We start from the raw sequence: 12,897 nt of genomic DNA on the forward strand, positions 1-12,897 counted from the left end.
CGAATGGCTTGGCGTCGCGCTGAAACGCACAAGGCCGGGAGCGATCCCGGCCTTGTGTGTTTTGCTGAGCGCTGTTGTAGGAGCGACCCTGGTCGCGAGGGCTTTGCTGGGAAAGCCCCGTCGCGCTCGGGCGCGCTCCTACGGTGTGCGGGCGTCGGTCAGAACTTGCGCTCGGGCAGCGATCAGAACTTGGCGTCGAACTCGCGGGCGTAGCCGGTGTTGACGATGACCTTCTGCAGCGCGTCGCTGATCTTGATGTTGCCGGCCACGATCTGCTGCGTTTCCGGGCCCATGTTGTCCATGCGCGGCGGGGTGGCGCCCTTGTAGTCGCAGACGCGGCCACCGGCTTCGCGCACCAGCAGCACGCCGGCCGCGATGTCCCACGCTTTGACGCCGGCCTCGAAATACGCATCGGCGCGGCCGCAGGCCACGTAGGCCAGGTCCAGCGCGGCAGAACCGGTACGACGCACATCCTCTGCCTGCACCAGCAACGCATCGACGCACTTCAGCTGCGCACTGGTGCGTGCGCGCTCGCGCGGCGGGAAGCCGGTGTGGACCATCGCGCCTTCCAGGTCCTTGCGTTCGGCGATGCGGATGCGGCGGTCGTTGAGCACCGCGCCGGCGCCGCGGCTGGCGGTGAACAGCTCGTTGCGCAGCGGGTCGAAGATCACCGCGTCGGTGGGCTCGCCGTTTTCCACCAGCGCGATCGACACGCAGTAATGCGGGAAGCCGCGCAGATAGTTGCTGGTGCCGTCCAGCGGGTCGATGACCCAGGTGTAGCGGCCACTCTTGCCACCTTGCACGCCGCCTTCTTCGCCGAACACGGCGTACTCGGGGTAGCCGCGCTTGAGTTCCTTGATGATGACCTTCTCGGCATCGGCATCGACTTCGCTGGCGTAGTCCATGCGGCCTTTCTGCACCACGTTGAGCGCATCGAGCTTGTTGATACCGCGCAACAGCACATTGCCGGCGAGGCGGGCGGCTTTGACCATGACGGTGACGGCGGGTTTCTGCATGGTTAAAGCTCCCGTGAAGGCAGAATCGAAAATGGCGAAGGTAAAAGAGCGGTCCGGCACCAAAGCCGGCCGCGCAGTTTACCATCTACGACCGAATCGCTCCCCAATCTCCGTTCATGTCCGTCAGCCAGCGCATCCGTTTCGTTCTTGTCGGCACCCAGCATCCAGGCAACATCGGCGCCGCCGCGCGCGCGATGAAGACGATGGGCGTGTCGCGCCTGGTGCTGGTGGCGCCGGAGCGTGCGCTCGACGAAGACGCCTATCGGCGTTCGGCCGGTGCCGAGGACGTGCTCGGCGAGGCGCCGATCTTCGCCACCCTGGCCGAGGCGGTGGCCGATTGCACCCTGGTGATCGGCTGCACCGCGCGTGCGCGCCGGGTCGCGCTGGAAGAGCTGCCGCCGGACGAGGGCGCGCGCCGTGCCTGGGCCAAGGCAGGCGAACCGGCCGAGGTGGCGATCGTGTTCGGTCGCGAGCGCACCGGCCTGACCAACGACGAACTGCAGCTCTGCCATGCGGCGCTGCATATCCCCTCCGATCCGGCGTTCAGCTCGCTCAACCTGGCGGCGGCGGTACAGGTCGTGGCGTACGAGGTGCGGCTGGCGCAGCTGGCGGCTGGCGAAGCGGAGGTTGCGCCCGCCGCGGCGGCCGGCGCGCTGCGCGAGGGCCCGGCCAGCCATGCCCAGCTGGAAGGCATGTTCGGCCAGTTGGGCCAGACCCTGGACGAGATCGACTTCCACAAGGGGCGGGCGCCGGAGTCGGCGATGCGCAAGCTGCGGCGGCTGCTGTTGCGCGCGGACATGAGCGAGCAGGAAGTGCGTTTGCTGCGCGGCATTCTGTCCGATGCGCAGCGCATGGCCATGCTGGCAAAGCGCAACGGAAACTGACGTCTGTCACATCTCGAAAGATTCGGCTAGGCTGTCGGCGGCTCTAGGGGAGTGTCCGTTTTGCGCGGTCTACGATGGTGTCTGATTGCCTGCGGGCTGTTGGCCGGGGCAGGCTTTGCCGCGACGGCGACAGCGGCGCCTTCCCCGGTATTGGTGCTTGGACGGATCAGCGACGATCCCGCCACCCATTACGCGCAACTCAAGCCCCTGCTGGATTACGTGGTGCCGCGCATGCGCGAGGTCGGGATCCGCCGTGGCGAAATCCTGATGGCGCCGGATGCGCGGCAGATGTCCAGTTACCTGCGGCGTGGCCGCGTCGACTGGGTCAGCGAAACCACCGGTGCGGCAATGCTGCTGGAACAGCGCGGCAGTGCGCACCCGCTGGTGATGACCGAGCGCGCCGGCCTGCGCGAGTTCCACACGGTGTTCTTCGTCCGCCGCGACAGCCCGATCCAGTCGCTCAAGCAGTTGCGCGGGCACACCCTGGCGTTGCAGAACGCCTCCTCCACCAGCGGCTACCTGCTGCCGATGCTGGAGCTGGTGCGCAACGGCATCGCCTGCGATGTGCTGCTGTCGCCGGACGACAGCCAGGTACCGGGCTCGGTGGGTTACCTGATGGTCGGGTCGAAACTGAATATCTCCGCCTTCGTACATCAGCACCTGATCGATGCGGGCGCCTTCAGCAACGCCGACTGGGATGACGAACGCCACCTGCCGCAGGTGTTCAAGCGTGATTTTCGTATCGTCCATCGCAGTGCGCCGGTGCCGCGCGCGGTGGAGATGGTGCGCACCGGCATGGATCCGGCGGTGGAACGGCGGCTGCGCGTGGTGCTGCTGCAGGCGGCCTCCGACCCCAAGGCCGGGCCGGCCCTGAAGCGCTTCTTCGGCACCACCGCCTTCCACCCGCTGGATGCTGCCAGCCGCCGGCGCCTGGATGCGCTAAGCGCCGGCTTGCACCGTGTCAGGGATCAAGTGGAATGACTCAGGTGCGCTTCGGGTTGCAGGCACGCTTCCTGTTGGTGATGGCGCTGACGCTGCTGCTGGTCGGTGCGATCCTGGCGTCGCTGCTGCAGCGCCAGAGCGCGATGCAACGCGAGGTGCGCGGGCTCAGCGCGCAGATCCTGCACGAGCTGTTCGATCGCAGCCTGCGCACGCGTGGCGAGACCCTGGCCACCGAACTGGCGAACGGCCTGGCCAATCCGCTGTACTACTCCGACCTGGGCACGGTGGGTGCGCTGGTGCGCAACGCCTCGCGGCAGCAGGTGGTGAGCTACGTGCTGGTGTTCGATCGACGCGGCCGGCTGGTGCACGATGGCTCGCCCGATCTGCAGCATTACGGCCAGCCCATGACCGACCCGCTCGCGGCCAGGGCGGTGACCGCGCGCGCCATGCTGTTGCAGTCCTCGCCGGAAGTGCTGGACGTGACGATGCCGATCAAGATCGGCGACCAGCGCATCGGCGGGGTGCGGGTGGGCATGTCGCGCGAGCGGGTGCGCAGGGTCGAATCCGGCGCCAACCTGACCCTGGTGCAGAACCTCAACGCGATCGGCAAGCGCGATCTGGGCTGGCTGCTGGTGCTGCTGGCCGCGCTGGTGGCGCTGGGGGTGCTGTTGGCCATCTACGTGCAGCGCACCCTGGTGGCGCCGGTGCGGCTGCTGGCGGCGGCCGCGCGCCAGATCGAGCGTGGCGACTATGCGGTGCAGCTGCCGCCGCATCCGCGCAACGACGAGATCGGCGAGTTGATTTCCGCCTTCGGCCGCATGAGCGAGAGCATCGCCCGGCACGATCGCGAGGTGCGCCACATGGCCTACACCGACGCGCTGACCGGGCTGACCAACCGGCTGGGGTTCCGCGAGGGCCTGGACCATCTGCTCAACACCGCCCGCAGCACCGACAGCAAGCTGGCGCTGCTGTTCGCCGATATCGACGACTTCAAGCGCGTCAACGACACGCTGGGCCACGAAGCCGGCGACGAAGCGCTGCTGCAGTTCGCCAGCCGCATCAGCCGCGCGGTCGGTGCGTTGGGCGGCGACGACGCGATTCTGGCGCGCTTTGGCGGCGACGAGTTCGTGATCCTGCTGCAGAACGGCGATGTCAGCCTGCTTGCCGCCCAGCTGGCGGACCGGCTGGTGCACGAATTGAGCCGCCCCTTGAACGTGCAGGGCCGGGAGGTGTTCCTGGGCACCTCGATCGGCATCACGCTGTTCCCGGACGATGCCAGCAATGCCACCGCGTTGCTGAAGAACGGCGACATCGCGATGTACCAGGCCAAGGTCGCCGGCAAGAACTGCCATCGCTTCTACAGCCGTGCCGCCGATCATGCGGTGGAGCGGCGCGTGCACATGGAGCACGAGCTGCGCGGGGCCTGGGAGCGCGACGAGCTGCGGCTGGTCTATCAGCCGATCTACCGCACCAGCGACCGGGTGCTGGTGGGGGTGGAAGTGCTGTTGCGCTGGCAGCACCCGGCGCTGGGCACGATTGCGCCGTCCACCTTTATCGACATCGCCGAGCAGAGCGGCCTGATCGAGGTGATCGGCCCCAAGGTGCTGCGCGCGGCCTGCCTGGAAGCGGCGCAATGGCCGGTGGTGGGCGAGGGCTTGTTCATCTCGGTCAACGTTTCCCCGCGTCAGCTGCGCAGTGGCGACCTGATCGACACCGTGGCCGAGTGCCTGGCCGAGTCCGGCCTGCCGGCCGCGCGCTTGCACCTGGAGCTGACCGAAACGGCGGTGATCGGGGATGAAATGATGGCCGCCAGCCTGCTCGATCAATTGCACCGCACCGGCGTGAAGGTGTGGCTGGACGACTTCGGCACCGGTTTCTCCGGCTTGAGCCATCTGCGCCAGGTGCCGGTGGACGGGGTCAAGATCGACAAGAGTTTCATCGCCGACCTGCAGCGCGACCCGGACGATCTGGCGCTGACCACAGCCATCATCGGCATGGCGCATTCGCTGGGCATCACGGTGGTGGCCGAGGGGATCGAGCAGGAAGCGCAGTTCAACCTGCTGCGCGAGCGTGGCTGCGACCTGGGCCAGGGCTATTGGTTCAGCCGCCCGCTGAGCCCGGCCGACATGGTCAAGCTGATCGCCGCGGGCTGATCAGCGTAGGAGCGCACGCGGGCGCGACGGGTGTTACCGGTCATGCTTCGTCGCGCCCGGGTGCGCTCCTACGATCCGGTGTGTTCGAGCTGGTGGTTACAGCGGCCGTTTGCCGGTGTCGCCGGGGATTTCGCGCACCAGGCGCGGCACCAGGTAGCCGGACAGGCGCGTGGCCAGTTCGGTGTGCAGGGCGCGCGCGCGCGCATCGTCCACTTCGAAATGCGCCACGCCGGCCACCCGGTCGAGCTGGTGCAGGTAATACGGCAGCACGCCGGCGGCGAAGCTGCGTTCGCTCAGGGCCGCCAGCGCATCCACGCTGTCGTTGACGCCGCGCAGCAGCACGGCCTGGTTGAGCAACTGCGCGCCGGCCTCGCGCAGGGCGCGCATGGCATCGTCCACGGCGGTATCGAATTCGTTGGCATGGTTGGCATGCACCACGAAGGCCACCGGCCACGGCAGGCCGCGCAGCCAAGCCAGCAGCGGCGCGTCGACACGCGCGGGCAGCACGATCGGCAGCCGGCTGTGGATGCGCAGGCGCTTGACGTGGCCGATGGCAGCCAGCGCATCAGTGAGTTCGGCCAGCTTGCCGGTGGCCAGCGACAGTGGGTCGCCGCCGGACAGCAGCACTTCGTCGATGCCGGGGTCGGCCGCGATCGCGGCGACCGCGTCGCGCCATCCGTCGCGCGCGGCGGTTTCCTCGGCATACGGGAAGTGGCGGCGGAAGCAGTAGCGGCAGTGCACCGCGCAGCTGCCGGTGGCGATCAGCAGCGCGCGGCCGCGGTACTTCTGGATCACCCCGTCGGCGGTCTTGGCGGCGCCATCGCCGACCGCATCCAGGCCGAAGCCGGGCACCGGCCGCATTTCATCGTCCAGCGGCAGCACCTGGCGCAGCAGCGGGTCGTGCAGGTCGCCACGACGCATGCGCGCCACGAATGCCTGCGGCACCCGCAGCGGGAACTGCGCGGCGGCCGCGTCGCTGATCCCGGCCGCCTGCGCCTCCAGGCCCAGCAGCGCCAGCAGCGCGCGCGGGTCGCGCACGGCGTCGCGCCACTGCTGCTGCCAGCGCGGCGGTTGCAGGGTGGGCGGCGGAGATGGCTGCAAGGCGAGGGGGGCTGCGGGTATCATGTGCGGTCACAAAACCAATGCCCGCCGGTTGCGGCGGGCGCCCCATTCTAATCCGACCTGCCACGGCCTGTGGCAGGTCGTGGTCTTATCGAGGAGCTGCACCATGGCCACTGTTGGCATGAACGACGTCAAGAACGGCATGAAGATCCTGGTCAACAACGAGCCGGCGGTCATCACCGAGACCGAATACGTCAAGCCGGGCAAGGGCCAGGCCTTCACCCGCATGAAGTACCGCTTCATCAAGTCCGGCCGCGTGGTCGAAATGACCATGAAGGCGACCGACGACGTGGAAGTGGCCGACGTGGTCGATACCGACATGCGCTACCTGTACAGCGATGGCGAGTACTGGCACTTCATGGACCCGGAAACCTTCGAGCAGGTGCAGACCGACAAAGCCGGCATGGGCGGCGCCGACAAGTGGCTCAAGGGCGAGGAAGACTGCATCGTGACGCTGTGGAACGGCACGCCGATCTGGGTGCAGCCGCCGAACTTCGTCGAGCTGAAGATCACCGAGACCGATCCGGGCGTGCGCGGCGATACCTCCGGCGGCGGCGGCAAGCCGGCGACGCTGGAAACCGGCGCGGTGGTGCGCGTGCCGCTGTTCGTCAACCAGGACGAAATCATCAAGGTCGACACCCGCTCGGGCGAATACTCGGCGCGCGTCAAGTAAGACGATGCGTCCGGGACACTGGCCTGATCGAGCGGGACGCGGTGCCAGTGTCGTGTTGGGGCTGTGGGGCGCGCTGCTCGCGTGCCCGGCGTTTGCGCAATCGGCTGCCGCAACCTGCGATGCCGATGACGTGGCCGCCGTTGCGGCCATTGCAACCTCCGGCGTCGTGGGCGGCGCTGCCGCCGCGGTGCCGGCCGACCGTCTGGTGGCCGACCGTCTGGTGGCCCAGAGCTGCAAGCCGTGGCCGAACGATGCGGCGATCCGGCTGGCGGCAATCGCATTTGCCGGCGATGCGGAAACCGTGCCTGGCGAGCGCGACCTCGAGTTGCGCGTGGCCATGCTCGATGCCGCCAGCGGCAAAGTGCTGGCGTTCTACGCGCAGGCAATGGGCGAGGACGCCGCCTTCGAACTGGCTGCCGACAGCCTGCGCCTGGACACCGCGCGCTACGACCTGGCCAAGGGCGTGCGTGCGATCGGCGTGGTGGTGCGCAGTGCCGCGCGCGGGCCCAGCTGCCCGGATTTTTACAGCAATCAGGCATTGACACTGCTGGTGCGCGAGGGGCGCAGCCTGCGCCCGGTGCTGCAACGCGATCTCTATGCGTGGCAACGTGTGAAAGGCGAGCCGTGCAGTCTCGGCAAGGACGATGTGATCACCGAGGTCGCCAATCTGAGCGTGAGCATGGCGCCGCAGGTACACGCCGGCTACGCGGACATCGTGCTGACAGCCAACGTGGCTACCGTGGAGAGCGCCGCTGGCAGCGACACCGATACCGAACGCACCCATCGCGTGCGCCAGGTGCTGCGCTACAACGGCCAGCGCTATGTGCCTGTGGCCGGTGGCGATCCCAGCTGGCCGTTCGACAATTAACCTTTTATGGATCCGCTCATGACCAATGCCCCTCCCCAAGTCTGCGACCTGTTGATCGAAGCCGGTTACGTCGTGCCGATCGAGCCGCATGCGGTGGTGCTCGACGATCACGCGGTGGCGGTGCACAACGGCGTCATCGTGGCGATCCTGCCGACCGCCGAGGCGCGCCTGCGGTTTGCGCCGACGCAGACCGTCTCGCGCCCGGAGGCGGCCTTGATCCCGGGCCTGGTCAATGCGCATACGCACAACCCGATGACGCTGCTGCGTGGCGTTGCCGACGATCTGCCGCTGATGGTATGGCTGCAGCAGCACATCTGGCCGGTGGAAGCGGCGGTGATCGGGCCGGAATTCGTCGCCGACGGCACCACGCTGGCGATCGCCGAAATGCTGCGTGGCGGTACCACCTGCGTCAACGAGAACTACTTCTTCGCCGATGTGCAGGCGGCCGTGTACAAGCAGCACGGGTTCCGTGCGCTGGTCGGCGCGGTGATCATCGATTTCCCCACCGCCTGGGCATCGTCGGACGACGAATACTTCGCACGGGCCGGCGAACTGCACGACCAGTGGCGCGACGATCCGCTGATTAGCACCGCCTTCGCGCCGCATGCGCCGTACACGGTCAACGACGCCAACTTCGAACGCGTGCGCATGCTGGCCGACCAGCTGGATCTGCCGGTGCATCTGCACACGCACGAAACCGCGCAGGAAGTGGCCGATTCGGTTGCCCAGTACGGGCAGCGCCCGCTGGCGCGGCTGGACCGCCTAGGGCTGGTCAACGACCGCCTGATCGCCGTGCACATGACCCAGCTCACCGAGGCGGAAATCCACCTGTGCGCCGAGCGCGGCGTCAGCGTGGTGCATTGCCCGGAGTCCAATCTCAAGCTCGCTTCGGGCTTTTGCCCGGCCTGCGCGCTGCAACGTGCAGGCGTCAACCTGGCGATCGGCACCGACGGCTGCGCCAGCAACAACGACCTGGACATGTTCAGCGAGAACCGCACGGCGGCGATCCTGGCCAAGGCAGTGGCCAACGATGCCACCGCACTGGACGCGGCCACCACGCTGCGCGCGGCCACGCTGGGCGGCGCGCGCGCGTTGGGCTTCGGCGACAGGATCGGCTCGATCGAAATCGGCAAGCAGGCCGATCTGGTCTGCGTGGATCTGTCCGCACTGGAGACCCAACCGCTGCATCATGTGCTGTCGCAACTGATCTACGCTGCCGGCCGTCATCAGGTCACCGATGTGTGGATCGCCGGCAAGCCCAAACTGGTGCAGCGCGAGCTCATCGACATGGACACCGCTGCCCTGGTTGCCAATGCGCGGCAGTGGCGCGAGCGCATCCGCACCGTCCGCGCCTGAGCGCGCGTCACCCCATCACGGAGCTCCGCATGAATCCGAATCCCCAATCCAATTCCAGCAACTTCCATCAGAGCGAGCTGGACAAGTTCGCGGCGCTGGCCAACCGCTGGTGGGATGCCGACGGCCCGCAGAAGCCGCTGCATGCGCTCAATCCGGTGCGTCTGGACTACGTGTCCGCACGGCTGGGCCTGGCCGGCGCGCGTGTGCTCGATGTCGGCTGCGGCGGCGGTCTGCTCAGCGAGTCGATGGCGCGTCTGGGCGCGCAGGTCACGGCGATCGATCTGGCGCCGGAGCTGGTCAAGGTGGCGCGCCTGCACAGTCTGGAATCGGGCGTGCAGGTGGATTACCGCGTGCAGTCGGTGGAAGACCTGGCCGCCGAACAGCCGGGCAGTTTCGATGCGGTGACCTGCATGGAAATGCTCGAACACGTGCCGGACCCGACCGCGATCATCCGCGCCTGCGCCAGCCTGCTCAAGCCGGGCGGCAAGCTGTTTTTGTCCACGCTCAACCGCACCCCGGCCGCGTTCGCGCTGGCGGTGGTCGGCGCCGAATACATCGCGCGGCTGCTGCCCAGGGGCACGCATCACTACAAGGATTTCATCAAGCCGGCAGAGCTTGCGGCGTGGTTGCGCAGTGCCGAACTGCAGCTGGAAGACGTCAGCGGCATGGTGTACGAGCCGTGGCGCAATCGTGCGCGCCTGTCGTCGCGGACCGAGGTCAATTACCTGGCTTATGCGGTGAAGCCGTGACGGGCGGGGATTGGGCAGTGGAGATTCGGGATTCGCAACAGCACGTGCGTGTTTGATGTCGGCCGAATCGCAATTTACCGATGACCGCGGGCCAGCGCAGAGTAGCGGGGCGGCGATGAAGTTTCCGCGTGCGGTGTTGTTCGATCTGGATGGCACCTTGCTCGATAGCGCGCCGGACATGCTGGCGACCGTCAACGCGATGCTGGATGCGCGCGGGCGTGCGCCAATCGCCTTGGCGCAGTTGCGTCCGGTGGTGTCCAAGGGCGCGCGCGCGATGCTGGCGGTGGCGTTTGCCGACCTCGATGCGCTCGAGCGCGATGCCTTGGTGCCGGAATTCCTGCGTCGCTACGAAGCCTTGATCGGCACGCACTCGCAGCTGTTCGACGGTGTCGAAGAACTGCTGCTGCGGCTGGAGCGCGCCGGTTGCATCTGGGGCGTGGTCACCAACAAGCCCGAATATCTGGCCCGGCTGATCCTGCCGCAACTGGGATGGGAGCAGCGCTGCGCGGTGCTGATCGGCGGCGATACGCTGGCCGAGCGCAAGCCGCATCCGTTGCCCCTGCTGACTGCGGCCGAGCGCATCGGGGTTGCGCCGGCGCACTGCGTCTACGTCGGCGACGACGAGCGCGACATCCTGGCCGCGCGCGCGGCGGCGATGCCGTCGGTGGCGGTGTTGTGGGGCTATCGCCTGCATGACGATGAGCCGTCGCGCTGGCAGGCCGACGTCCTCGTCGCGCAGCCGCAGACGCTGTGGGATGCCGTGGCGTGGCCGCAGACCTGATCTTCTTTCGTTTTCTTCCGGACCCGCCATGAGCCAATCCAGCGCTCTCGACAGTTTTCTCGACAAGTGGCGCACGCGCTGGCCGGAATGGTCGGTTGCCGAGCCCTTCATTCCCGAGCCGCAGCGACGCCTCACGGCGGCCTGGTTTGCGCTGCTGCAGGAATGGGAAGACATCATGAACATCGCCGGCGACCCGTTGCCGGCCGACGCCAAGCTGGCATGGTGGCAGCAGGAGCTGCGCGACTGGTCGCAGCAGCGTTCGCGCCATCCGCTGGGGCGCGTGCTGGAGCCGGTGCCTGCGCCATGGGCGCAGTTGGCCGACACCTTGCCGGCCATGCAGGACGCCCGTGCGCAGCCGCAAGCGTTGCAGCAGGCGTTGGCGAGATTGCGTGCCTTCGCCGAGGCCGTGGTCGGCGTGGAAGCCACGCTGTTTGCGCGCACCCAGCCTGGCGATGCCACCGCAGTGGCGCTGCAATGGCTGGATGCACGCCAGCGTGTGGCCGGCGACAGCGCCGCACCCGGCGACATGACGCTGGCCGCATGGCGCACGCAATTGCTGCGCGCCTGGCCGCGCAAACCGGCGTTGGCGCGCCCGCACCGGGTATGGTCGCGGCTGGCACGCCTGCGCCTGCAGCGCGAGCTTGCCGGCAAGGCCGCCTATCCACCGCCCGTGCAGCAGTTGTGGCATAGCTGGCGTGCTGCCAGCGGCGCGGACTAGGCGCGCGGATCTGGTTCCGTCAGTGCACGACCAACGACGTGGCGAAGGTGCCGCAATCGTAGGAAACGACAACGCCTGTCGGCGTACCGCATCACACGGCTTGCCGACAGGCGGGGGGGGGCAACGTTAACGCCTTGCGAAGTGGTGCTTCAGGGCAACCTGACGTAGCGAGCCATCAATCCGCGCTGCCGGCACCGCTATTGCCGTATTCGTAGAACCGGTTGGCCGAATTGGCGCAGTTGCTGCTGCAGTACGGGCGGCTGACGGTGGAGGCATTCCAGGGTGCGGTCTTGCGGATGTGGCTGCCCAGGCTGGAATTGCGCACCGTGACCTGGCCATTGGGTGAGGTGCCGTTGACATAGGCTGACAGGCTGCTGATGCCTTCGTCCCAGGCGCGCCCCAGGTAGGTCTGGTTGTCGGGTGATCCGGAGCCGGCGACGAAGCGGCTATTGATCGCCAGGAACCCATAGGCACTGCCCGGACGTGTGCTTGGCGCAAAGATGTAGCCGCCACGGCTGCTGCCCAGGCGCGCACCGGCCGAGCGGATGGTGGCGTTGTCGAACACGCCCACACCCGAGCCGAAGATGAAGTCGACATCGCCTTCGATCGTGCTGTTCTTGAAATAGGCGCGGATCACATTGGCGGCATTGGTCGCACTGATCAGCAAGGTGTCCTGATTGCCGGTCACCAGCACGTCTTCGAAGCTGGCCTGGTCGCCACGCACCGCCAGCGCGACTGCCGACTGGTTGTTGTCCTGGTAAGTGCCTTCGACATAGTTGTTGTCCACGCGCAGGTGACGCGCCTGGAAGCCGGCGGCGCGCACGGTCACTGTCGCGCTGTTGGAGGTGCCCACCGTGGTTGCCGCTGCATTGCTGGCACAGGGGTGACTTGCGGTGCCGGCCGGCTTGGGCGTGGGGTTGGCGTTGTTGAAGCGGATGACGGTGTCTGCGGTGTTGGTGCCCAGGCCGAACACGGTCAGCGGTGGCGCGTTGGTCGGCACGCAGACCAGTTCGGTATAGGTGCCGGCCTTGATGCTGATGTAGCGACGGGTGCTGCCGCCGGCAGCGACAGCGGCATCGATCGCCGACTGCACGGTGCGATAGCGCGTGGAGCCATCGGCGGCCACGGCGAAGTCTGCACTGAGCAGCGCCACCCCCGCAGTGGGATTCCAGTTGTCGGTGACCAGGGCGGTGATCGGGCCGGCCTTGGCCAGGGCCTTGGAGATGCTGTACGTGCTCGCCTCGCTACTGGTGAGTTGTGGGCGGCTGGCCGTGCCGGTCAAGGCGGTGGCATCGGCGCTGACAAGGCTCAGCAGGACGGCGGCGATACAGGTCGTGCGCAAGGGCGATGCAGACATGAGTGGCGCTCTCTCGGAAGGGACGCAGGCGATTGATGGATACGCTTCAGCCGCCGCACGTCGCGTGCATGTGCCGCAACCATGGCGCAGCATGCGATCGGCGGATGCCGGTCACCGCGTCCGGGTGTTCCTGGATGGCGGAGCAATCGGCGGGGCGATCTTACTGACGTGGTCGCTACAGCGGTCTGGCGTTCAGATGCAATGTTCAAGAGCTTTAGTGGCATCACGCTCTGCAACGTGACTGCGTCGCAAACAGGCGCCATTGGCTTGCGTGATTT

The 12,897-nt window shown here is 67.5% G+C and carries 12 protein-coding genes; 9 read left to right on the top strand and 3 right to left on the bottom strand.

The features are described 5' to 3' along the window. Nucleotides 1-182 precede the first annotated feature (182 nt). On the bottom strand, nucleotides 183-1,016 hold the full coding sequence (locus tag AC1KVE_RS04080) for an inositol monophosphatase family protein (RefSeq protein WP_039521909.1): 834 nt from the start codon (nucleotides 1,014-1,016) through the stop codon (nucleotides 183-185). 116 nt (nucleotides 1,017-1,132) lie between these two features. Here AC1KVE_RS04080 and AC1KVE_RS04085 point away from each other — a divergent pair, with 116 nt between their 5' ends. From AC1KVE_RS04085 to AC1KVE_RS04095, 3 genes are read left to right on the top strand one after another with little or no spacing between them, the layout of a single operon-like run. Beyond that, the gene (locus AC1KVE_RS04085) at nucleotides 1,133-1,900 is read left to right on the top strand and encodes an RNA methyltransferase (RefSeq protein WP_054593068.1); all 768 of its coding nucleotides are present in this window, start codon (nucleotides 1,133-1,135) and stop codon (nucleotides 1,898-1,900) included. A 51-nt stretch (nucleotides 1,901-1,951) separates the two neighbouring features. Beyond that, entirely contained in the window at nucleotides 1,952-2,881 is a 930-nt protein-coding gene (locus AC1KVE_RS04090) for a phosphate/phosphite/phosphonate ABC transporter substrate-binding protein (RefSeq protein WP_181120288.1), read from the top strand. Further along, on the top strand, nucleotides 2,878-4,995 hold the full coding sequence (locus tag AC1KVE_RS04095) for a putative bifunctional diguanylate cyclase/phosphodiesterase (RefSeq protein WP_481091877.1): 2,118 nt from the start codon (nucleotides 2,878-2,880) through the stop codon (nucleotides 4,993-4,995). Before AC1KVE_RS04090 ends, AC1KVE_RS04095 begins: the two co-directional genes overlap by 4 nt. A 96-nt stretch (nucleotides 4,996-5,091) precedes the next feature. On the opposite strand, the gene epmB is transcribed toward AC1KVE_RS04095, so the two are convergent. Continuing rightward, a complete protein-coding gene (epmB, locus tag AC1KVE_RS04100; protein ID WP_481091876.1) occupies nucleotides 5,092-6,120 on the bottom strand; it encodes an EF-P beta-lysylation protein EpmB in 1,029 nt (342 codons plus the stop codon). Between the two features lie 103 nt (nucleotides 6,121-6,223). On the opposite strand from epmB, the gene efp reads away from it, so the two are divergent. The 6 genes from efp to AC1KVE_RS04130 all read left to right on the top strand — a co-directional run bounded on the left by efp (nucleotide 6,224) and on the right by AC1KVE_RS04130 (nucleotide 11,262). Then, entirely contained in the window at nucleotides 6,224-6,790 is a 567-nt protein-coding gene (efp, locus tag AC1KVE_RS04105; protein WP_007962665.1) for an elongation factor P, read from the top strand. 52 nt (nucleotides 6,791-6,842) lie between these two features. Next, entirely contained in the window at nucleotides 6,843-7,658 is an 816-nt protein-coding gene (locus AC1KVE_RS04110; RefSeq protein ID WP_481091875.1) for a PA3715 family protein, read from the top strand. Nucleotides 7,659-7,676: 18 nt separating this feature from the next. Next, on the top strand, nucleotides 7,677-9,014 hold the full coding sequence (locus AC1KVE_RS04115; RefSeq protein WP_180969270.1) for a TRZ/ATZ family hydrolase: 1,338 nt from the start codon (nucleotides 7,677-7,679) through the stop codon (nucleotides 9,012-9,014). A gap of 29 nt (nucleotides 9,015-9,043) precedes the next feature. After that, nucleotides 9,044-9,763 carry a bifunctional 2-polyprenyl-6-hydroxyphenol methylase/3-demethylubiquinol 3-O-methyltransferase UbiG gene (gene ubiG, locus AC1KVE_RS04120; RefSeq protein ID WP_024940414.1) on the top strand — a complete coding sequence of 240 codons (720 nt, stop codon included), beginning with the start codon at nucleotides 9,044-9,046 and terminating at the stop codon, nucleotides 9,761-9,763. Between the two features lie 115 nt (nucleotides 9,764-9,878). Further along, nucleotides 9,879-10,544 (top strand): phosphoglycolate phosphatase, encoded by a 666-nt coding sequence (locus tag AC1KVE_RS04125; RefSeq protein WP_481091874.1) that lies wholly within the window; start codon nucleotides 9,879-9,881, stop codon nucleotides 10,542-10,544. Between the two features lie 28 nt (nucleotides 10,545-10,572). After that, nucleotides 10,573-11,262, top strand: a complete 690-nt coding sequence (locus tag AC1KVE_RS04130) for an isoprenoid biosynthesis enzyme family protein (protein WP_046343032.1) — start codon at nucleotides 10,573-10,575, stop codon at nucleotides 11,260-11,262. A 175-nt stretch (nucleotides 11,263-11,437) separates the two neighbouring features. On the opposite strand, the gene AC1KVE_RS04135 is transcribed toward AC1KVE_RS04130, so the two are convergent. Continuing rightward, nucleotides 11,438-12,577, bottom strand: a complete 1,140-nt coding sequence (locus AC1KVE_RS04135) for a putative acyl-CoA thioester hydrolase (protein ID WP_481092053.1) — start codon at nucleotides 12,575-12,577, stop codon at nucleotides 11,438-11,440. Nucleotides 12,578-12,897: the final 320 nt, after the last annotated feature.

The sequence above is a fragment of the Xanthomonas sp. NCPPB 2864 genome (assembly GCF_056675615.1).

Excerpts from the sequence above, each read along its gene's own strand:
- AC1KVE_RS04085 (WP_054593068.1), top strand. The coding sequence starts at position 1,133 with ATGTCCGTCAGCCAGCGCATCCGTTTCGTTCTTGTCGGCACCCAGCAT.
- AC1KVE_RS04095 (WP_481091877.1), top strand. The coding sequence starts at position 2,878 with ATGACTCAGGTGCGCTTCGGGTTGCAGGCACGCTTCCTGTTGGTGATG.
- AC1KVE_RS04080 (WP_039521909.1), bottom strand. The coding sequence starts at position 1,016 with ATGCAGAAACCCGCCGTCACCGTCATGGTCAAAGCCGCCCGCCTCGCC.
- AC1KVE_RS04130 (WP_046343032.1), top strand. The coding sequence starts at position 10,573 with ATGAGCCAATCCAGCGCTCTCGACAGTTTTCTCGACAAGTGGCGCACG.
- efp (WP_007962665.1), top strand. The coding sequence starts at position 6,224 with ATGGCCACTGTTGGCATGAACGACGTCAAGAACGGCATGAAGATCCTG.
- epmB (WP_481091876.1), bottom strand. The coding sequence starts at position 6,120 with ATGATACCCGCAGCCCCCCTCGCCTTGCAGCCATCTCCGCCGCCCACC.
- AC1KVE_RS04125 (WP_481091874.1), top strand. The coding sequence starts at position 9,879 with ATGAAGTTTCCGCGTGCGGTGTTGTTCGATCTGGATGGCACCTTGCTC.
- AC1KVE_RS04115 (WP_180969270.1), top strand. The coding sequence starts at position 7,677 with ATGACCAATGCCCCTCCCCAAGTCTGCGACCTGTTGATCGAAGCCGGT.
- ubiG (WP_024940414.1), top strand. The coding sequence starts at position 9,044 with ATGAATCCGAATCCCCAATCCAATTCCAGCAACTTCCATCAGAGCGAG.